This is a genomic window from Phaeovulum sp., from assembly GCF_030684035.1.
Lineage (GTDB): Bacteria > Pseudomonadota > Alphaproteobacteria > Rhodobacterales > Rhodobacteraceae > UBA6213.
The window spans coordinates 61669-79781 of the sequence record NZ_JAUXPI010000002.1 but is presented as its reverse complement, the minus strand read 5'-3'; the positions used below and the strand labels follow the sequence as shown (position 1 = coordinate 79781).

Here is an 18113-nt window from a genome sequence, read left to right as displayed (position 1 = left end):
ACAAGGGCTGTAAACCGCGCTGAAACGACAAGGTAAGGCGCGCGATGGTCCCGGAACGCAAACGACATCTCATCACCTCGGCTATCCCCTATATCAACGGCATCAAGCACCTCGGCAACCTCGTTGGCAGCCAGTTGCCGGCCGATCTTTACGCCCGCTACCTGCGCGCGCGCGGGCACGAAGTGATGTTCATCTGCGCCACCGATGAACATGGCACCCCGGCGGAACTTGCCGCTGCCAAGGCGGGCAAGCCGGTGGCCGAATACTGCGCCGAAATGCATGCGGTGCAGGCCGAACTCGCGCGCGGCTTCCGGCTTTCCTTCGATCATTTCGGGCGCTCGTCCAGTGCGCGCAACCACGCGCTCACCCAGTATTTCGCCCGCACTCTGGGCGAACAGGAGCTGATTTCCGAAGTGGCGGAAAGCCAGGTGTTTTCTGTCGATGACAACCGCTTTCTGCCTGACCGCTACATCGAGGGCACCTGCCCCAATTGCGGCTATGAACGGGCACGGGGCGACCAGTGCGAAAACTGCACCAAGCAGCTTGACCCGACTGACCTGATCAACCCGCGCTCGGCCATTTCCGGCTCGACCCGGCTTGAGGTGCGCGAAACCCGGCACCTCTATCTGCGCCAGCGCAGCCTGAAGCCCGAGATTGCCGCCTGGATCGACAGCAAGACCGATTGGCCGGTGCTGACCACCTCGATCGCCCGCAAATGGCTCAATGACGGCGATGGGTTGCAGGACCGGGGCATCACCCGCGATCTGGCCTGGGGCGTGCCCGCGCAGTTTGATGGTGCGCCGTGGCAGGGCATGGAAGGCAAGGTCTTCTACGTCTGGTTCGATGCGCCGATCGAATACATTTCCGCCACCGCCGAATGGGCCGACGCAACGGGGCAAGACGATGCCGCCTGGCAGCGCTGGTGGCGCGTCGACAAGGGCGCAGGCGATGTGACCTATACCGAATTCATGGGCAAGGATAACGTGCCCTTCCACACGCTTTCCTTTCCCGCCACCATCATCGGAGCCAACCGCGCCGGGGGTGCCGAGTGGAAGCTCGTGGATTACATCAAGTCGTTCAACTACCTCAACTATGACGGCGGCCAGTTCTCCACCAGCCAGGGCCGCGGCGTGTTCATGGATCAGGCGCTCTCGATCCTGCCCGCCGATTACTGGCGCTGGTGGCTCTTGTCGCACGCGCCGGAAAGCGCCGACAGCGAGTTCACCTGGGAGAATTTCCAGCAAAGCGTCAACAAGGACCTTGCCGATGTGCTTGGCAACTTCGTCTCGCGCATCACCAAGTTCTGCCGCGGCAAGTTCGGCGAGGCGGTGCCCGCGGGCGGCGAATATGGCCCGCAGGAACTGGCGCTGATCGCCGCCGTGGCCGAAGGTGTGGCCTCCTATGAGAATATGATGGACGCGATGTCGATACGCCGCGCCGCGCAGGATCTGCGCGCGCTCTGGGTCTTGGGCAACGAATACCTGCAATCCGCCGCGCCCTGGACCGTGTTCAAGACCGACCCCACCCGCGCCGCCGCGCAAACCCGCCTGTCTCTCAACCTCGTGCGGCTTTATGCGGTGCTTTCAGAGCCCTTCATTCCCGATGCCGCCGCCTCGATGCTGGCGGGCATGCAGACCACCAACCGCGATTGGCCGGAGGATGTTCCCGCAGCACTCGCGGCACTCGCCCCGGGCCACGCCTTCACCACCCCCGAGGTGCTGTTTCGCAAGATCACCGATGAGGAGCGCGAAGACTGGCAGAAGCGGTTCTCGGGCATCCGCAGCTGATCCGGCAAGGCCGGGGGTTTTGCACCCCCGGACCCCGCAGGGTATTTTCGCAAAGAAGAAATCCTAGCGCTGCCGCCACGCCGCAAGGATGTATTGCGCGCAGATGAGATCAAGATGCGCGCCGCCGCCGTTCTTGCACAGGGTGATCTCGTCGGCGTTGGAGCGGGCAAAACCACCTGAAGCGAGGTCGTAGAAATCGGCGCGGATGCTTGCCGGGGTGATGACGCCGCGCGCGATCGGGTCTTTCAACTCGCCGATATGGGCGATGGTGGTGGCGCGGGCATCGACAAACAGGCTGGCGCGGGTCAGCGCCGTGTCATCTACCTCGCGCATGTCGGGGCGGTAGGCACCGATCAGATCAAGGTGGGTGCCGGGGCTGAGCCATTCGCCCCTGATCAGCGGCACCGAGGACATGGTGGTGGTGGCGATGATCTCGGCGTTGCGCGTGGCGGCCTCCAGATCCTCTGTCGTCGTCGCGCCGGTGGCGGCGGCAAGCGCGCGGGCGGCCTCGGGCGAGCGGTTCCAGAGGGTGAAGCGAGCTGCTGGAAAAGCCGCCGAATAGGCCGCGATCATCGAGCGTGCCACCTGCCCCGCGCCGACGATCAGAATGCGCCGCGCCTGCGGCCGGGCAAGGCGGCGTGCGGCCAAAAGGCTGTCACCGGCGGTTTTCCATTTGGTGACGAGGTGGAAATCGACGATGGCTTCAAGTCGGCCGGTCGCGTCGTCGTAAAGCGTGACGGCACCGTTCACCATCGGCACGCCGGCCGCGGGGTTGCCAGGGAAAATGCTCGCCGCCTTGACCGCCAACCCAAGCCCGCTGATCCAGGCCGAGCGGGTCAGCAGCGTGTCCTTGCCGCGATACAGAAAGGTATCGGCCACCTCGGCGCGCGGCAGCGCATGGCCGGCGGCGATGGCATCGGTGAGCGCGAGCCAGTCAAGATGCGCCTCGGCCTCGGGGCCGATGATTTCCACGCTCATTGTGCTTCCCTTTCGTTCAGCAAGCCTTCGGCGACCAGCCGCGCCGCCCAGCCCTCGGGACCGAGGAACTGGTGCACCTGCCAGCCGCGCGCGGCGGCGGCGGCGATGTTGTCGGCGCGATCGTCGGTGAACAGGAGTGCGCCGGGGCCGAGGCCACAATCGGCCTCGACCAGGGCATAGATCTGCGGGTCGGGCTTGATCACGCCCATATGGCCGGAAACCCAGGTCCGGTCGAATTCGTCAAGAAAATCATACCGGGTGCGGGCATAGGCAAACGAGCCGATGCCGAAATTGGTCAGCGCGAATACCGGCACACCACGCGCCCGCAGCGCCCGCATGAGCCGCACCGAGCGCGGGATCACCGGGCTTGCCATGTCGATCCAGTTTGCATGCCAAAGCCGGATTTCCGCGCGCCAACGGGGGTAGCGCTCGGCGGTCGCATGGATCGTGCCCTGAAAATCGCCGCCCCGGTCAATGGCGTCGTTCATGCCGTGCAGATCGACCTCGGCAAACATCGCCGCCCGCGCCTCGGGGCCAATGGCGGCATCGTAGAACCGCTCGGGCTGCCACTCGATCAGCACATTGCCAATGTCGAAAACCACCGCCTCAATCATCGCGCGCGTCCCTTTCGGCGGCCCGCAGCAGCCTGTCGAGCGCATCGAGAAAACGCGAGCGGTCGGCCTTTGTAAAGCCCTTGCCGGAACCTTGGCGGAACGGGTCGGCGGCGCGCAGATCTGCCATCAGATCGCGGGTGGCAAGGATCTGGCCGATGTTGGCCTGGGTCAGCGGTTCGCCCGCATGGGTCAGCACCCGCGCCCCCGCCGCCACGCATTTCGCGGCAAGCGGAATGTCGGCTGTCACCACCACATCGCCACGCCCGGCGCGTTCGGCTATCCACTTGTCGGCTTCATCCGCGCCGGAGGCAACATAGACCATTTCCACCAGCGGATTGGCCGAGGGGCGCAGACCGCCGTTCGAGACCATGAACAGGTGCGCGCGCAGCCGGGTGGCAACCGCTTCGGCCTCGGCCTTGACCGGGCAGGCATCGGCATCGATGTAAAGCGCCATTACGCCAGCGCCTTGGCGTGAAAGGCAATGTGCTCGGCGATGAACGAGGCGACAAAGAAATAGCTGTGATCGTAGCCCGCTTGCAGCCGGAAGCTTCCCGGCTGGCGGCGGGCGGCCATTGCGCCAGCCAGCGCCTCGGGTCGCAAGAGATCGAGGTAGGGGTCGGCGGTGCCCTGATCGATCAGCACTTCGCCCGCAAAGCCTTCGGTCTGCATCAGATAGCTTGCGTCATGCGCCAGCCAGCGGCTTTCATCAGGCCCGAGATAGGCCGCAAACTGCTTGCGCCCCCAATCCGACCGCGAGGGCTGCGCTATCGGCGCGAAGGCAGAGACCGAGCGGTAGCGGCCGGGCAGGCGCATCGCCAGCGTCAGCGCACCATGGCCGCCCATCGAATGGCCGCACACACTCTGGCGCGCTTCATCCACCGTGAAATTGGCGGTGACGATGCGCGGCAATTCTTCGGCCAGATAGTCCCACATGCGGTAGTGCGCGGCCCAGGGTGCCTCGGTTGCGTTCAGGTAGAACCCGGCACCTTGACCAAGGTCATAAGCCGCGTCATCGGCCACGCCCGGCCCGCGCGGCGAGGTATCGGGGAAGCACAGCGCCAGCCCTGCCCTGGCAGCAAAGGCCTGCGCCCCAGCCTTGACCATCGCGTTTTCGTGGGTGCAGCTCAGCCCTGCCAGAAACCACAGCAGCGGCACCGGCCCGGCCTCGGCGGCAGGCGGCAGGTAGAGGCCAAAGGTCATGTCGCAGCCGGTCGCTTGCGAAGCATGGGCATAAACGCCCTGCACGCCGCCAAAAGCCCGGTTTTCGGAAATCATGCGCATTGGTTACCCCCTAGCTGGCCGTGACCCAGGCAATGACGGCGGGCACGGTAAGGATGGAAAACGCGGTCGAGATCAGGATTGCGGCCGAAACCCGCTGTGGTGCAACCCCATAGTGGCTGGCAAGAATATAGACATTCCCCGCCACCGGCAAAGCCGCCGCTGCAATCATCACCCCGGCCGCGTAGGGTTCCACGGCAAAAAGAAGCGCCGCCACCGCAACCGCCAGCGGGTGCAACACGAGCTTGGCGAAGGAAAGCCAGATCGCCGGGCGGATACGCTCTGCCGACCGCGGGGCAAGCGAGGCACCGATGGCAAAGAGCGCCCCCGGCGTGGCGGCAGCACCGAGAATGGTGACGAATTCCATCAGCGGCCCCGGCATCGGCAGGCTGAAACCGGCCCATGCCAGACCCGCCACCATCGACATGATCATCGGGTTTTTCAGCAGGCCGAGTGCCAGCGCCACAAACATCGCAGCCGAAACCCGACCATGCCTGGCCCCGGTAACCAGAAGCGTGATCAGCGATGAGAACACGATCAGATCGATCGCCAGCACCATCAGGACCGGGCCGACCGCTGCCGGGCCCAGAAGCACAACCAGCATCGGCACCCCCAGAAAGCCGGTGTTGCCTGTCATTCCGGTATGCGCCTCCATCGCCGCCGCGGCCAGCGGCAGGCGGCGGGCGCGCGCCACTGCCATGCCTACGGCCCAAACCAGCGCCGTGCCGCTGAGATAGGCGAGCACGAATCGGCCGTTGAACAATTCGCCAAGACTGAGTGTTGCGGAAAAGCGAAAGAGCATCGCCGACAGCGCGAAATAGAACACGAATTTCGTCAGCCATGCGGTCGCCTCGGGCGGGAAAAACCGCAACCGCCCGGCCGCCCAGCCAAGCCCGATCAATGCAAAGAACGGAAGCGTTTTCAGGAATATCGCCAGCATGGCCGCAGGCTTTCACGGCGCGCTTGCGAATGCAAGATGGGCCGGGCACCTTGGGCGCATGGCGCATTTCGCATTTCAGCACCTCCGCTCCACGCCCAACATCGGCGACCGTGTTGCCACGCCCGCACGCTGGCTCGATTTTGGCGGGCAGGTGAGCGTGCAGGACCTTGGCGAAGAATTTCCCGCCTGCGATGTGGCGGTGCTGGGCGGTGGGCAGGTTTATGGCGAGGTGGCGCGCGCGGTGCTCTATCACAGCGCCGCCGCGCGCCGCCGGGTGGTCTGGGGCGTCGGCATGCTGGGCGTCAACCGCGATACCGCGCGCCATGATATCTTGGCCGGGGCGGTCGATCTCATGGGGTGCCGCGATCTGGGTGTTCCCGGCACCATTCATGTGCCCTGCGCAAGCTGCATGGCCTCAAGGCTCACCAAACCGCCGCCGCCGCGCCATGCGGTGGTGATCTACGCCCATGCCACCAAATCGGCCGGTCTCGCGCGGCCGCCCGGCATTCCCCATGCGACCAACCATCAGGGCAGCTTCGCGCAGGCGATCGATTTCATCGCTTCCGGCGAAACCGTTGTCAGCAACTCCTACCACGGCACCTATTGGGCAATGCTGATGGGCCGCCGCGTGCTCTGCCTGCCCTATGGCGCAAAATTCGGCGGCTTCTCGCAGCCACCGGAAATGGCCGATGCTGCCGACTGGCGCGCAGCTCTGCCCCGCGCGCATGTGGCGGATGGCTATCTGGAGCAGTGCCGCAGCCTCACCCGCAGTTTTCACGCCCGGGTCATGGACCTGGCGGAAGCTGGCGGGTAACCCGGCGCTTGGCGGCTCAGCAAGTGCAGGCACCGGTGGCTTCAGGTCCCGGCAACGCCCGCTGCGCTTGAATCGACGGGCAAGGTGCCGAGCCATAGGAACAGAACACGCAGCAATCGCCCGGCTTCGGGCGCAACACCGTGCTGCACTGCGCGCATTCATAGAGGAACTGGCACGAATCTGTCGGCATTTCCTCCAGCTTGCGGTGGCCGCAGACCGGGCAGGTAATTTCCGAATGGGTCTCGATAGCCATGCTGCCTCCTTCACGATCAGCCATAGCGACACGACTGGCACGGGCGTGTAACGTTACACCGGTTTGCACCGCGCGCTGGCATGCATGCCAGGCGAGGCGCGCGAATCCCCGCAGTCATGCCCGGATCAGCCAGAGCCACCCTGCAAGACGGTCAGCACCTCTTCGGGCGGCTTCTTGATCTTGGAGGCGGCGGGGACGGTGGCATGCGGGGCCGGGTAGCCCACCGGCAGGATCATTACAGGCTTTTCATTTTCCGGCCGCCCGCAGGCGGCGTTGAGAAACTTCATCGGGCTCGGCGTATGCTCAAGGCACACCAGCCCGGCGTGATGGATGGCGGCAATCAGCACCCCCACCGCAATGCCGACGCTTTCGGGCACATAATAATGCTTGATCCGCTTCCCCTCGGGCCCGATCCCGTAGCGCTGCGCGAAGACCACGATCAGCCAGGGTGCCGCTTCCAGATGCGGCTTTTTCGCCCCGGTGCCGATCGGTTCCAGCGCCGCCAGCCATTCATCGCCCGCAGCCCCCTCGTAAAACGCGCGCTCCTCGGCCTCGGCCTCGGCGCGGATGCGGGCCTTCAACACCGGGTCGGCGACGGCGACAAAATGCCACGGCTGGCGGTTGGCCCCGGAAGGGGCGCTGGCGGCAGCGGCAATGCAGGCCTCGATCACCTCCCGTGCCACCGGCGTGGGGGCATAATCGCGCACCGAATGGCGCTTGCGCATATAGTCGCGAAACGCCTGCGCGGCGGCAAGCGAAGCGGGCGCGGGCAATTGTACCCGGTCAGGCAGCGGCAGGGCGTGGTAGGCGGGCTTCGGGGTCTTGGGCATCGCAGTCATGTTTCTCCTCAGCCGCCGCCGATCAGCACACCCGCCGCAAACACCAGCGCGCCGCCCAGCACCACCTGCAAGGCGGCGCGCAGGAACGGGGTTTCCATGAAGCGGTTCTGAATCCAGGCAATCGCCCAAAGCTCGACGAACACCACCACCATCGCCACCGAGGTCGCGGTCCAGAAATCCGGGATCAGGTAGGGCAGCGCGTGGCCCATGCCGCCAAGCGTGGTCATCACCCCGCTTGCCAGCCCGCGCTTGAACGGGCTGCCGCGGCCGGAAAGCACGCCATCATCATGCGCCGCCTCGGTGAAGCCCATCGAAATGCCCGCCCCCACCGATGCCGCCGCCCCCACCAGAAACGTCGTCCAGGTGTTTTGCGTGGCAAAGGCGGTGGCGAAGATCGGCGCGAGGGTGGAAACCGAGCCATCCATCAACCCCGCAAGCCCCGGTTGCACCCAGGTCAGAATGAACTGGCGGTGTGCCGCGCGGTCTTCCTTGCCCTTTTCTTCCGCATCAAGATGCGTGGCGACCAATTCGCCCGCCCGCGCTTCATGCCCCTGCTCTGCCGCCGCCAGATCACCAAGCAACCGGCGCGCGGCGGCATCGGTGCTGTGCTGCGCGGCGGCGGTATAGAACTTCGCAGCCTCGTGCTCCATCGCCTCGGCTTCGGCGCGCATCCGCTCCAGTGACAGGTTCTCCATCAGCCAGACCGGGCGGCGGGCATAGAACCCGGCCACATGCTCGCGCCGGATGAGCGGGATTACCTCGCCGAAGCGCGCACGATGCACCTCGATCAGGCGGCGGCGGTGGTCATCCTCTTCCGCAGCCATCCCGTCAAACACCTGCGCCGAAGCCGGATAGTCCGCGCGCAACCGCTGCGCGTAGGTGCGGTAGATGCTGGCGTCATCCTCTTCGGAGGAAATCGCCAGGGCGAGGATTTCCCGTTCGGAAAGGTCCGAGAACCGACGACGCGAGGCAAGACCGGGGATCATGGCGCACCTTGAATGGTTTTTCGCCATGCTAGCCCGCCTTCGCCGCGCAGCAAGTGCAAAACGCCGCCCGCGCGGCCATTGACGGGGCAAAGGGCGGCACTTAAGGCTGAGGGGTATTGCCAGCCAGAGGGAGAGGGATCGATGCCGGGCGAAACCCAAGCGCTGATCGTGATCGACCTGCAAAACGATTTCTGCCCCGGCGGTGCACTTGCGGTAGCCGGTGGCGACGAAATCGTGCCGCGCGTCAACGCGCTGCTCGATGCCTTCCCGATCCGCGTGCTGACCCAGGATTGGCACCCCGCGAACCACACGAGCTTTGCGCAAAACCATCCCGGAGCCGCGCCGTTCTCGACCACCGAAATGCCATACGGCCCACAGGTGCTCTGGCCCGCGCATTGCGTGCAGGGCACCCCCGGCGCGGCGTTCCACCCAGGGCTGCACGCGGACCGCGCCGACCTGATCCTGCGCAAGGGTTTTCGCGCCGCGATCGACAGCTATTCGGCCTTTTTCGAAAACGACCGCACCACCGCCACCGGCCTTGCCGGCTACCTGCGCGAACGCGGTGCCACGCACCTCACCTTTGCCGGGCTCGCCACCGATTTCTGCGTGGCTTGGTCGGCGATTGACGCGGTGCGGGCGGGCTTTGGTGCAACCGTGCTGCTTGGTGCCTGCCGCGCCATCGATCTGAACGGCTCGCTTGCCGCAGCCCGACAGGCCATGCGCGCCGCCGGCGTCGAACTGGAGAGCTGACATGGCCGACATCGCCAGCCGCGTCTATGACCACAAGTGGAAGATCGACCCGATCGTGCGCAGCCTGATCGATACCGACTTCTACAAGCTGCTCATGTGCCAGTCGGTGTTTCGCAATCGCCCTGGCACCCAGGTGACGTTCAGCCTGATCAACCGGTCGCGCAAGATCCGCATGGCCGATCTCGTGGACGAGGGCGAGCTGCGCGAGCAGCTCGACTACCTGCGCACGCTGTCGCTCAGCCGCGGCGAAAGCACCTGGCTGCGGGGCAACATGTTCTATGGCAAACGCCAGATGTTCCGCCCCGACTTCATGGAGTGGTTCGAAGGCTTCCGCCTGCCGCCCTATCACCTGGAACGGCGCGATGGCCAGTATGAGCTGACCTTCGAGGGCGACTGGCCCGATGTGATGATGTGGGAAATCCCGGCGCTTGCGGTGCTGATGGAACTGCGCTCACGCGCCGTGCTGAAAGACATGGGCCGGTTCGAGCTGCAGGTGCTCTACGCCCGCGCCATGACCCGCCTTTGGGAAAAGGTCGAACGTTTGCGCGCCTCGGGCGCGACACCGCGCATCGCCGATTTCGGCACCCGCCGCAGGCATTCCTTCCTCTGGCAGGATTGGTGCGTGCAGGCGATGATGGAGGGGTTGGGAAGCAGCTTTACCGGCACCTCGAACTGCCTGATCGCCATGCGCCGCGACATCGAGGCAATCGGCACCAACGCGCATGAATTGCCGATGGTCTATGCCGCCCTTGCCGACAGCGACGAGGAGTTGCGCCAGGCCCCCTACCGGGTGCTCGCCGACTGGCAGGAAGAACACGAAGGCAACCTGCGCATCATCTTGCCCGATACCTATGGCACCGCCGGGTTTCTTGAACGCGCGCCGGATTGGCTTGCATCCTGGACCGGCATCCGCATCGACAGCGGTGACCCGGTGGAGGGTGCGGAGACCGCCATTGCCTGGTGGAAATCGCGCGGCGAAGACCCGCGCGAAAAACTGGTGATCTTTTCCGACGGGCTCGACGTTGAAACCATCCTCTCGCTTCAGGCGCGCTTTGCCGGCCGGGTAAAGGTCTCGTTCGGTTGGGGCACGCTTTTGACCAACGACTTTCGCGGCCTCGTAGCGGGCGATGGCCTCGCGCCCTTCAGCCTGGTGTGCAAGGCGGTCTCGGCGAACGGCCGCGCCACGGTCAAGCTTTCCGACAACCCGATGAAGGCAATGGGCCCCGCCGCCGAGATCGAGCGCTACAAGCGGGTGTTCGGCGTCGGTGCACAGGTGGCGCGCCCGGTCATGGTCTGAACCCGGCGTCAGGCGATGAAGCGGAGCACCGCAAACACCAGCGCCGAAAGCGCCGCCGAGGCGGGCACCGTAATCACCCAAGCCGCCGCGACCGCGATCAGATGCGAGCGCCGCACCAGCTTGCGCCGCCGCCGTTCCTCTGGCGGAACTACCTTACCCTTGACAAGGCCCAGCGCCCGGGCCCGCCGCTCGGCATGCCATTCGCGAAAGAACCCGACGCCGAACACCGCGCCCACCGCAATATGCGTCGAGGAAACCGGCAGGCCCAGCCACGAAGCGACGATCACCGTCACCGCAGCAGAAAGCGCCACGCAATAGGCGCGCATCGGGTTGAGCTTGGTGATCTCGTTGCCGACAATGCGAATGAGCTTCGGCCCGAACAGCACCAGACCAAACGAAATGCCGCCCGCGCCGATCGTCATCACCCAGATCGGAATCGCAACGACTGATGCGCCCGCATCGCCTTCGCCGACTGCATGCACGATCGCGGCAAGCGGCCCCACCGCATTTGCCACGTCATTGGCACCATGCGCGAACGACAGCAGCGCGGCGGAAACCACCAACGGCACCGCGAACAGCCGCTTGAGCGATTTCTTGCGGTTCTCCATGGCCTCGGACTGCCGCCGGATCACCGGCACCATCACGCCCCAGGCGACCACCCCGACCGAAAAGCCGATGGTCACAGCTGAAGCCAGATCGATCTTGACGACCTTGCTCAGCCCTTTCAGCGCCAGATAGGCGGCAAATGCCCCCGCCATGATGCCGATCAGCACCGGCACCCAGCGCCGCGCTGCCGCGATCTTGTCTTCGGCATACATGATGCGGGCCTTGATGAGGGCCAGAAACAGAGCCGCAATCAGCCCGCCGAGCACCGGCGAAATTATCCAGCTCAAGGCGATGCGCCCCATCGCCACCCAGTTGACCGCATCCATGCCGCCCGCCGCGATGCCCGCCCCCACCACGCCGCCAACGATCGAATGCGTGGTCGAAACCGGTGCCCCGAACCATGTCGCGAGATTAAGCCACAGCGCCGCCGCCAGCAGCGCCGCCATCATCGCCCAGATGAAGGTCGCAGTGTGCTCGAAGGCACCGGGTGCCACGATCCCCGCGGAAATGGTCTTGACCACATCCCCCCCGGCAATCAGCGCCCCCGCGGTTTCGAACACCGCGGCAATCAACAGCGCCCCGCCAAGGGTCAGCGCATTGGCACCCACCGCCGGGCCCATGTTGTTGGCTACATCATTGGCACCGATGTTGAGCGCCATATAGGCACCTATCACCGCCGCCGCGATCACCACCAGCGCCCCCGGCTGGGCACCAAAGAACACCGCCGCGCCGATCCCGGTCAGCGCCACGAAGGCCAGTGCAATGCCCGGTGCCACCAGCGGCCGTGCCACGAAATGCGTCGCCTCCTCCAGCCGGTCGATCCGGCCGAGGTCCTTGTCGAGCGTTTTCCACTGGTTTTGCGGCGGCAAGGCCATGTCACAAATCCGTCGTGCAACCGTTACATTCGGTCAGCGGGGTAGCCGGAACCGTTGCGCGTGACAACTGCCAATCAGCTCAGAGCCCGCCGATGAGCGCCCTCAGCCCCGGCTCATCCACCATCGCCACCGCCTCGATCGGGCGTACCCAGCGCCGCACCCGCTGCCCCGCCTCGGGATAATCCGCGTCAAGCCCGCTGACCTTGACGATGAACACCTGCACTTCGCAGGGCGTCGGCGCGGCGCTTTCGCGCTGCTTGGCATAGCCAAAGCTGCCAAAGGGCAGCGCGCCCACCTCGCCCTGCACCCCCGCCTCCTCCCAGGCTTCGCGCAGCGCCGCTTCGGCGAGCGTGCGCCCGCGCATCGGCCAGCCTTTGGGAATGATCCAGCGTCCGGTGCCAAGCGACGAGACCAGCAGCACCTCGCGCCGCCCCGGCCGCCCGCGCAGACAAAGCGCCCCGACCTGCAACGAAGGCAGGCGGCGGCTGAAGAACCGCACCAGCCAGCGGCGCAGAACATTCGCGGCGCGGGTCATCGGACTAATCGTCATCAGCCACCTTGCCGCGCATCACCTTGACCTCGCCGCGTTCGGTCTTTGCCGCAAGCCGCCGCCTCTGGCTGCCCAGTGTCGGTTTTGTCGCCAGCCGCCGCTTTGGCACCACCAGCGCCTCGCGGATCATTTCGGCCAGCCGCTCGCGCGCCAGGGCGCGGTTTTGCGCCTGGCTGCGGGTCTCCTCGGCGCGGATGACAATTGCCCCGTCCAGCGTCCAGCGCCGCCCCGCCAGCCGTTTCAGCCGCGCCTTGACAGCGGGCCCGAGATGCGGGCTGCGCGCGGCTTCGAAGCGCAATTCGACCGCCGAGGAAACCTTGTTGACGTTCTGCCCGCCCGGCCCCTGCGCGCGGGTGAAGCTCTCGACCAGTTCCCAGTCGGCTATCGCTATGGCGTCATTGATCCGCAACATGCCCAAAAGCCTGCGTCCCGGCAGAGCGCACCCCGCCCCTGCCTCTTCCTTGTCTCAAATACCCCGGGGGTCCGGGGGCAGCGCCCCCGGCTGCCAATCGAAAGGCCGCCCGTTGCCGGGCGGCCCTCGAGATCTACGGAGATGGGCCAGTTAGGGGGTCGTTGCCGACTGGTCCCAGTCAGGGTTGGTAACCCTTGGGTTTGCCCTCAGGCAACGGCCCCCCTGACTGTCCCGACACCTCTCTCCAATATCACTCTCGACACTGGACCACCTCCTTTCGCTCGTGTTACCGTTACCTGCAAGCTGACACAGATTTTGTGTTTGTCAAAAGTTTTTACGCAACGCCTGCGATTAGTCTCTTCACAATGATGCGAAATAGCGGCAGCGCCAGAAGCGCGAGCGCCAGTTTCACCCCCAGATCGGCCAGTGCAAGCGACACCCAGAGCGGCGCTTCGGGGCCACTGCCAAGCATCGGCACCAGCTCTGTCGCCCAGCCCGTATCACCGCCCGGTTCAAGGAAAACGAACACCGCCGCAAATGCCACGCTGAAGAAGATCGCCGTATCGAGCGTTGCCCCGATCAGCGTCGAAACCAGCGGCGCGCGCCACCATTGGCCCGCGCGCAACCGGTCAAACACCACCACGTCGGTCATCTGCGCGACCACGAACGCCAGCCCCGACCCAAGCGCGATGCGCAGGGTGGTGAGGTTCAGGCCCGCCGCGACCAGCGAGCAGACAACGCCCACGCCGAACCCCGCCAGCACCACCCTCTTGGCGGCGTCCGGGCCATGGACACGGTTCATCACATCATTGACGAGAAAGGCGAATGGATAGGTAAAGGCACCCCAGGTCAGCCAGTTGCCAAAAAGAAACTGCACCAGAATGTTCGAAGCCACCACAAGGGCGGACATGGCAAGAATGCCGGGAAGGTAGCGGGTCATGGGATCATCCGTTTTGACAAGGTGGCGGAAACTTGGCCCGCGACCGTCGCGGGCAGCGCGCCTTACGCGCTTGCGGTGGCCCGCGTCAATCCCTGACGCGGTATTCGGCAATCTCGTTGCGCTGAAAGCCGCGAAAGTTGTTGTCGGCGATCAGCGTCAGCCTGATGTCGCCCGCCCCGTCGCGCCACACCGCGATGCCTTCCAGATTGTCGTGCACCCGCGCCGCCGTCTCGAAAAGCAGGGTCTCGCCCGCAAGGCCTGCCTCGGTCAGATCGAACCGCCGCGCCCGGCTGAGAAACCCGAGCAGCCCCCAGAAGTCGCGCTCCAGCAGATAAAACCGCCCGTCGGGGCCAATATCGGCCCCCACCGGCAGCCAGTTGCCATCGCGCGGCACCTCAAAGGGCTGGTCCCAGACCCCGCCGCGAAACCGCCACACCGGGAAAGGCACAGCCTGCCCGCCCGAGCGTTCGGGCAGGGTGTAAAGCGTGCCATCCGGACCGATTGCCAACGCTTCCAGTGACGCATTCGACTGCATCGCCTTGAATGCCTCCGGGCGCGGCAGCGGTTCGGATGCGGCACCGGCGCTGGGGTAGCGCACCACCCGCGCCAGGCCCTCGAAACTCACATAAATGCTGCCGTCTTCGGCCAGCGCCAACCCCTCGGAATCGGTCAGATAGCCGCGCAGCGGTGCGCCTTCGGCGTCGTGCAGCAGATCATGCCCGAGCGCCTCGGCACCGGTCATGCGGCCCTCGCGGTCGCGCAAGATGCGCCCGCGCCAGAGCGTTGCCCGGTCCGACAGCGCCAGAAAGCTCGCTCCGTCGGCCGCCACATCAATACCTGAAAAGCCGCCAAACGCCGGGTCGGCATCGGCCCAGATGACCGAGCCGAGGTATTCGGCAAGCCCGTCGGCGCTGCATGCGCCGGTGCCAAGCACCAGCACCAGAAGCGCCGCGCTCAGCCGGCGGCCAGAACAGCGGCGCATTGAGCGGGAAGGTCAGACATGAGAAAGGTGCGCGCATTGCGCGGCGGCGGTGTGGTCGGCTTTGGCGGCGGGTTCGCGGGCGGCTTTGGTGGCTCAAGGTAGGTTGTCACCCACCAGTCGAGCGTGGCATCGCAGCCGCTGCCGCCATCGGAAAGCTCGGCCACCGTGGGCGACTGGGTGACACAGCTTGCCGAACCCTCCGGGCAGCGCAACCGCACATGGAAATGGGTGTTGTGCCCGGCTATCGGCCTGATCTTCTGCAACCACGTTTTATCGCGCCGGGTTGCGGTCTTGCACATCTCCAGCTTCACCGCCGCCGCAACGAAAATCCGTTCCACCCTCGGGTCAGAGGCGGCGGCTTGCAAAAGTGCGGCATGGGCGGGGGTGAAATTGGCATTCACCGCGCGCTGGTCCTCGGTGCGCACCGAAATCGAGGAAATTTCCTCGCGCTCGGCGCGGCTCAGATTGAGCCGCCGGGGCGGCAACATCCAGATGTCGGCATCAAGCCCGATCTGGTGGCTGGCATGGTCGCCGGTCATCGGCCCGCCGCGCGGCTGGCTGATATCGCCAATGTAAAGCCCGGCCCAGCCGAGCCCCTGCGCCACAAGCGACAGGTCTTGCAGATAGTCGATCATCGCCGGCTGGCCCCAGAAGCGGTTGCGGCTCAGCCGCATCGCCTGCCAGCCCGGCCCGCTTTCCGGCATTGCCACCAGCCCGGCGGCGCAACCCCTTGCATACGACCCGATCGCCTCGCTCGCCTGCTGCGATGGCACCTTGGCCGCCCCAAAAAGCGTGCGCGCCAGCGGTTCCGCCCCGGCAGGGGTGGCAAGCAGCAGCGCGGCGAGCAATGCCCGGATCATGCCTTGGCCTCTCCCTCGGGTTTCACCCAGATCATAAGCACAAGCCCGGTCAGGAACAACACCACCAGCGGCGTTATGCCGATCTGCTGGCTGCCGCTCAATTGCGTCACCACGCCGATGCTGAGCGGCGCAATGAATGAGGTCGCCTTGCCGGTCAGCGCATAAAGCCCGAAACTTTCGGTGATCTTCGCCGGGTCGGCCTGGCGCACCATCATCGACCGGCTGGCCGCCTGCATGGTGCCTCCCGCCGCCCCGATCAGCCCGCCGATCAGATAAAAAGCGATGTCGGGCAGCTTGCTTTCCGGCCCCACCGCGAAGCCGAAAACCGAGCCGCGCGAAACAAAGACCACGCCCACCGCCACCAGCGCCAGCACCGCCACCGCAAAGATGATGACCGGTTTCGGGCCAAATCGATCATCGGCCTTGCCGCCGAGCCAGGCAAAGGTCGCCCCGGTGATGGTGCCCAGAATGCCGAAGATACCGACACTGATGATCGACCAGCCAAGCACGCCCACCGCGTAGATGCCACCGAAGTAGTAGATGCCATTCAGCGCATCGCGGTAAAACATCGAGGCCATGAGAAAGGCGAACAGGCTGCGGTCGCGCGGCAGGTGCCGCAGCGTTTCGCGCAGTTCCGGCCAGGCTCCGCGCACGGCGGTGCCGATTGATACCATGCCGGGGCGGCGGACTTCGCGCACCCATAGAAAGAACGGCACCATGAACACCGCATACCAGATCGCGGTGAATGGCCCGACCGACCGCGTGCCCTCGCGCGCCGCGGCATCAAGCCCGAAGATCGGCGCAATGCCGATCAGCGTCTTGCCCTCGCCGTTCTCGGCCAGAAGCGTGAGCATGACGATCAGCGCGACCATGCCGCCAAGATAGCCGAACGCCCAGCCAGAGCCGGAAATGCGCCCGATCTCGTCTGCCGGGCCAAGGTCGGGCAGCATGGCGTTGGTGAAGGTGGTGGCAAACTCCATGCCGATCATGCCGATGGCAAAGGCGAGCATCACCAGCCAGACATTGAAATTGTCCGGTGCCGCATACCACAAAAGCCACGCCCCGACGACATACATGACCGAGAAAAGCCAGATGAACCGCATCCGCCCACCCGCCTTGTCGGCCACGGCACCCAGTAGCGGTGCCAGAATGGCGATGACAAAACCGGTGGCACCGATGCCGTAGCCCCAAACCGTCTGCGCGGCGGTGCCGCTGCCCAGAAGCTCGGTCATGTAGGGGGCGAAGATGAAGGTGATGAGCAGGGTGTTGTAGGGTTGGCTCGCCCAGTCGAAAAACCACCAGCCCCAGATTTTCCTGCTTGCGCGCGCCATGCTGCCCCCCCTGCCCCGATGCCGTCGATCAAGCCCGAAATCGGCGCGCGGCGCAAGCGGATCAGGGCGCGGGCGGCCAGGGCCGGGTTGCATCGGCGTCAATCCACGCCTGCACCCATTGCGGCAGCGCCGGGGAGGCATCGGCATGGCCAAGCTCCGCCGCCAGCCGCGCTGGCGCTATCATCCCGCCCTTGGTGATCACCGCCATTCGCAACAGCATCTGGTTGGTGCATTCGCCCGCCCGCCACATGCTCTGCTCGATATAGAAGAACCTCGCATCCCAGCCGATCAGGCGGCTGCGCATTTCAAAGCGTTGGAACATCTGCACCCGGCGGCGGTAGCGCACCGAGACACCGGCCACGGTCAGCCCCCAGCCCTTGTCGCGCGCCGCCTGCGTCAAGCCGGTGCGCGCGGCGAGCGGTATCCGCCCGAGGTCGTAAAGTGTCAGCGCGCGGCCGTTGTTCAACTCCATCCAGGGGTCGATATCCCATGGCCAGCAGACATGCCGGCTCAGATGCGTGCCAAACAGCCCCAACGGCGGGGCCTTGCGAGAATTCAGCGCCTCTTTCGCCAGCCTGACATATGGATACATGGCACTCTCCCTCATCGCCGCCTCGCTGCCAAACCTCCCCGCCGCCGTCAACCCGCCACGTTGCGGCACGCCGCCGGTTGCAAGCCGCGCGCCGCTGGCATACCTCTGGGGCCGCAACGCCAAGAGAGGCCCCATGATCACGCTCTATCAAGCTCTGACGCTCATTCTCGATGTGGTCTGGTTCGTCATGATCGCCCATATCATCCTGAGTTGGCTGATAAATTTCCAGGTTCTCAACGTCCGCCAGCCATTGGTGGCACAGATATGGTATGGCCTCACCCGCCTGCTTGATCCGCTTTACACGCCGATCCGCCGGGTTCTGCCCAACATGGGCGGGCTGGATCTGGCACCCTTGGTCATGTTCGTCATCGTCATCATCCTGCAACGCGCGCTGATCAACAACGCGGGCTTTTTCTACGGCTTTTGAGG

At 65.4% G+C, this 18113-nt stretch carries 21 protein-coding genes; 5 read left to right on the top strand and 16 right to left on the bottom strand.

The window, feature by feature from the left end; all coding sequences use genetic code 11:
* Positions 1–44 precede the first annotated feature (44 nt).
* A complete protein-coding gene (gene metG / locus Q8J98_RS00460) occupies positions 45–1787 on the top strand; it encodes a methionine--tRNA ligase (protein ID WP_305292517.1) in 1743 nt (580 codons plus the stop codon).
* 63 nt (positions 1788–1850) lie between these two features.
* Here metG and Q8J98_RS00455 read toward each other — a convergent pair whose 3' ends face one another.
* Genes Q8J98_RS00455 through Q8J98_RS00435 form a run of 5 tightly spaced genes read right to left on the bottom strand, consistent with a single transcriptional unit; the run spans position 1851 to position 5597 of the window.
* Positions 1851–2765, bottom strand: a complete 915-nt coding sequence (locus tag Q8J98_RS00455; RefSeq protein ID WP_305292515.1) for an ornithine cyclodeaminase family protein — start codon at positions 2763–2765, stop codon at positions 1851–1853.
* Positions 2762–3379: an HAD family phosphatase gene (locus tag Q8J98_RS00450; protein ID WP_305184429.1), complete on the bottom strand. Its 618-nt coding sequence runs from the start codon at positions 3377–3379 to the stop codon at positions 2762–2764. The genes Q8J98_RS00455 and Q8J98_RS00450 overlap by 4 nt, the downstream gene beginning before the upstream one ends.
* Positions 3372–3833: a YaiI/YqxD family protein gene (locus Q8J98_RS00445; protein WP_305292513.1), complete on the bottom strand. Its 462-nt coding sequence runs from the start codon at positions 3831–3833 to the stop codon at positions 3372–3374. Before Q8J98_RS00445 ends, Q8J98_RS00450 begins: the two co-directional genes overlap by 8 nt.
* Positions 3833–4660, bottom strand: a complete 828-nt coding sequence (gene fghA / locus Q8J98_RS00440; protein WP_305292511.1) for an S-formylglutathione hydrolase — start codon at positions 4658–4660, stop codon at positions 3833–3835. The genes Q8J98_RS00445 and fghA overlap by 1 nt, the downstream gene beginning before the upstream one ends.
* A gap of 10 nt (positions 4661–4670) precedes the next feature.
* Positions 4671–5597: an AEC family transporter gene (locus tag Q8J98_RS00435; RefSeq protein WP_305292509.1), complete on the bottom strand. Its 927-nt coding sequence runs from the start codon at positions 5595–5597 to the stop codon at positions 4671–4673.
* Between Q8J98_RS00435 and Q8J98_RS00430 the strand changes: the two genes are divergently transcribed.
* Positions 5596–6411: a hypothetical protein gene (locus tag Q8J98_RS00430; protein ID WP_305292507.1), complete on the top strand. Its 816-nt coding sequence runs from the start codon at positions 5596–5598 to the stop codon at positions 6409–6411. The genes Q8J98_RS00435 and Q8J98_RS00430 overlap by 2 nt on opposite strands.
* Before the next feature lie 16 nt (positions 6412–6427).
* Here Q8J98_RS00430 and Q8J98_RS00425 read toward each other — a convergent pair whose 3' ends face one another.
* From Q8J98_RS00425 to mbfA, 3 genes are all read right to left on the bottom strand, one after another.
* Positions 6428–6664, bottom strand: a complete 237-nt coding sequence (locus Q8J98_RS00425) for a GDCCVxC domain-containing (seleno)protein (protein WP_305292505.1) — start codon at positions 6662–6664, stop codon at positions 6428–6430.
* Positions 6665–6789: 125 nt separating this feature from the next.
* Positions 6790–7494 carry a nitroreductase family protein gene (locus Q8J98_RS00420; protein WP_305292634.1) on the bottom strand — a complete coding sequence of 235 codons (705 nt, stop codon included), beginning with the start codon at positions 7492–7494 and terminating at the stop codon, positions 6790–6792.
* A gap of 17 nt (positions 7495–7511) precedes the next feature.
* Positions 7512–8489: an iron exporter MbfA gene (gene mbfA / locus Q8J98_RS00415; protein WP_305292503.1), complete on the bottom strand. Its 978-nt coding sequence runs from the start codon at positions 8487–8489 to the stop codon at positions 7512–7514.
* Between the two features lie 141 nt (positions 8490–8630).
* Here mbfA and pncA point away from each other — a divergent pair, with 141 nt between their 5' ends.
* Together pncA and pncB are read left to right on the top strand one after the other, a co-directional pair.
* A complete protein-coding gene (pncA, locus tag Q8J98_RS00410; RefSeq protein WP_305292501.1) occupies positions 8631–9239 on the top strand; it encodes a bifunctional nicotinamidase/pyrazinamidase in 609 nt (202 codons plus the stop codon).
* A 1-nt stretch (position 9240) separates the two neighbouring features.
* On the top strand, positions 9241–10536 hold the full coding sequence (pncB, locus tag Q8J98_RS00405) for a nicotinate phosphoribosyltransferase (protein WP_305292499.1): 1296 nt from the start codon (positions 9241–9243) through the stop codon (positions 10534–10536).
* 8 nt (positions 10537–10544) lie between these two features.
* On the opposite strand, the gene Q8J98_RS00400 is transcribed toward pncB, so the two are convergent.
* The 8 genes from Q8J98_RS00400 to Q8J98_RS00365 all read right to left on the bottom strand — a co-directional run bounded on the left by Q8J98_RS00400 (position 10545) and on the right by Q8J98_RS00365 (position 17684).
* Positions 10545–12017, bottom strand: a complete 1473-nt coding sequence (locus Q8J98_RS00400) for an inorganic phosphate transporter (RefSeq protein WP_305292497.1) — start codon at positions 12015–12017, stop codon at positions 10545–10547.
* 79 nt (positions 12018–12096) lie between these two features.
* Positions 12097–12567, bottom strand: coding sequence for an NUDIX hydrolase (locus Q8J98_RS00395; protein ID WP_305184419.1), 471 nt, complete (start codon positions 12565–12567; stop codon positions 12097–12099).
* Positions 12557–12979, bottom strand: a complete 423-nt coding sequence (gene arfB / locus Q8J98_RS00390; RefSeq protein WP_305184418.1) for an alternative ribosome rescue aminoacyl-tRNA hydrolase ArfB — start codon at positions 12977–12979, stop codon at positions 12557–12559. The genes Q8J98_RS00395 and arfB overlap by 11 nt, the downstream gene beginning before the upstream one ends.
* Positions 12980–13313: 334 nt before the next feature.
* On the bottom strand, positions 13314–13919 hold the full coding sequence (locus Q8J98_RS00385; RefSeq protein WP_305292495.1) for a VUT family protein: 606 nt from the start codon (positions 13917–13919) through the stop codon (positions 13314–13316).
* 85 nt (positions 13920–14004) lie between these two features.
* Positions 14005–14901: an esterase-like activity of phytase family protein gene (locus Q8J98_RS00380; protein WP_305292493.1), complete on the bottom strand. Its 897-nt coding sequence runs from the start codon at positions 14899–14901 to the stop codon at positions 14005–14007.
* Positions 14874–15761 carry a penicillin-insensitive murein endopeptidase gene (mepA, locus tag Q8J98_RS00375; protein WP_305292491.1) on the bottom strand — a complete coding sequence of 296 codons (888 nt, stop codon included), beginning with the start codon at positions 15759–15761 and terminating at the stop codon, positions 14874–14876. Before mepA ends, Q8J98_RS00380 begins: the two co-directional genes overlap by 28 nt.
* The gene (locus tag Q8J98_RS00370; RefSeq protein WP_370868035.1) at positions 15758–17185 is read right to left on the bottom strand and encodes an MFS transporter; all 1428 of its coding nucleotides are present in this window, start codon (positions 17183–17185) and stop codon (positions 15758–15760) included. The genes mepA and Q8J98_RS00370 overlap by 4 nt, the downstream gene beginning before the upstream one ends.
* Entirely contained in the window at positions 17154–17684 is a 531-nt protein-coding gene (locus tag Q8J98_RS00365) for an acyl-CoA thioesterase (protein ID WP_305292487.1), read from the bottom strand. The genes Q8J98_RS00370 and Q8J98_RS00365 overlap by 32 nt, the downstream gene beginning before the upstream one ends.
* 133 nt (positions 17685–17817) lie before the next feature.
* On the opposite strand from Q8J98_RS00365, the gene Q8J98_RS00360 reads away from it, so the two are divergent.
* A complete protein-coding gene (locus tag Q8J98_RS00360) occupies positions 17818–18111 on the top strand; it encodes a YggT family protein (protein WP_305184413.1) in 294 nt (97 codons plus the stop codon).
* Positions 18112–18113 lie beyond the last annotated feature (2 nt).

What these genes read in the sequence shown, in the direction of transcription:
- Q8J98_RS00380 (WP_305292493.1), bottom strand. Translation starts at nt 14,901, where the DNA reads ATGCGCCGCTGTTCTGGCCGCCGGCTGAGCGCGGCGCTTCTGGTGCTG.
- Q8J98_RS00450 (WP_305184429.1), bottom strand. Translation starts at nt 3,379, where the DNA reads ATGATTGAGGCGGTGGTTTTCGACATTGGCAATGTGCTGATCGAGTGG.
- Q8J98_RS00430 (WP_305292507.1), top strand. Translation starts at nt 5,596, where the DNA reads ATGGCCGCAGGCTTTCACGGCGCGCTTGCGAATGCAAGATGGGCCGGG.
- Q8J98_RS00435 (WP_305292509.1), bottom strand. Translation starts at nt 5,597, where the DNA reads ATGCTGGCGATATTCCTGAAAACGCTTCCGTTCTTTGCATTGATCGGG.
- Q8J98_RS00455 (WP_305292515.1), bottom strand. Translation starts at nt 2,765, where the DNA reads ATGAGCGTGGAAATCATCGGCCCCGAGGCCGAGGCGCATCTTGACTGG.
- Q8J98_RS00425 (WP_305292505.1), bottom strand. Translation starts at nt 6,664, where the DNA reads ATGGCTATCGAGACCCATTCGGAAATTACCTGCCCGGTCTGCGGCCAC.
- Q8J98_RS00400 (WP_305292497.1), bottom strand. Translation starts at nt 12,017, where the DNA reads ATGGCCTTGCCGCCGCAAAACCAGTGGAAAACGCTCGACAAGGACCTC.
- fghA (WP_305292511.1), bottom strand. Translation starts at nt 4,660, where the DNA reads ATGCGCATGATTTCCGAAAACCGGGCTTTTGGCGGCGTGCAGGGCGTT.
- arfB (WP_305184418.1), bottom strand. Translation starts at nt 12,979, where the DNA reads ATGTTGCGGATCAATGACGCCATAGCGATAGCCGACTGGGAACTGGTC.
- pncB (WP_305292499.1), top strand. Translation starts at nt 9,241, where the DNA reads ATGGCCGACATCGCCAGCCGCGTCTATGACCACAAGTGGAAGATCGAC.
- Q8J98_RS00395 (WP_305184419.1), bottom strand. Translation starts at nt 12,567, where the DNA reads ATGACGATTAGTCCGATGACCCGCGCCGCGAATGTTCTGCGCCGCTGG.
- Q8J98_RS00370 (WP_370868035.1), bottom strand. Translation starts at nt 17,185, where the DNA reads ATGCAACCCGGCCCTGGCCGCCCGCGCCCTGATCCGCTTGCGCCGCGC.
- metG (WP_305292517.1), top strand. Translation starts at nt 45, where the DNA reads ATGGTCCCGGAACGCAAACGACATCTCATCACCTCGGCTATCCCCTAT.
- pncA (WP_305292501.1), top strand. Translation starts at nt 8,631, where the DNA reads ATGCCGGGCGAAACCCAAGCGCTGATCGTGATCGACCTGCAAAACGAT.
- Q8J98_RS00420 (WP_305292634.1), bottom strand. Translation starts at nt 7,494, where the DNA reads ATGCCCAAGACCCCGAAGCCCGCCTACCACGCCCTGCCGCTGCCTGAC.
- mepA (WP_305292491.1), bottom strand. Translation starts at nt 15,761, where the DNA reads ATGATCCGGGCATTGCTCGCCGCGCTGCTGCTTGCCACCCCTGCCGGG.
- mbfA (WP_305292503.1), bottom strand. Translation starts at nt 8,489, where the DNA reads ATGATCCCCGGTCTTGCCTCGCGTCGTCGGTTCTCGGACCTTTCCGAA.
- Q8J98_RS00445 (WP_305292513.1), bottom strand. Translation starts at nt 3,833, where the DNA reads ATGGCGCTTTACATCGATGCCGATGCCTGCCCGGTCAAGGCCGAGGCC.
- Q8J98_RS00385 (WP_305292495.1), bottom strand. Translation starts at nt 13,919, where the DNA reads ATGACCCGCTACCTTCCCGGCATTCTTGCCATGTCCGCCCTTGTGGTG.
- Q8J98_RS00365 (WP_305292487.1), bottom strand. Translation starts at nt 17,684, where the DNA reads ATGTATCCATATGTCAGGCTGGCGAAAGAGGCGCTGAATTCTCGCAAG.
- Q8J98_RS00360 (WP_305184413.1), top strand. Translation starts at nt 17,818, where the DNA reads ATGATCACGCTCTATCAAGCTCTGACGCTCATTCTCGATGTGGTCTGG.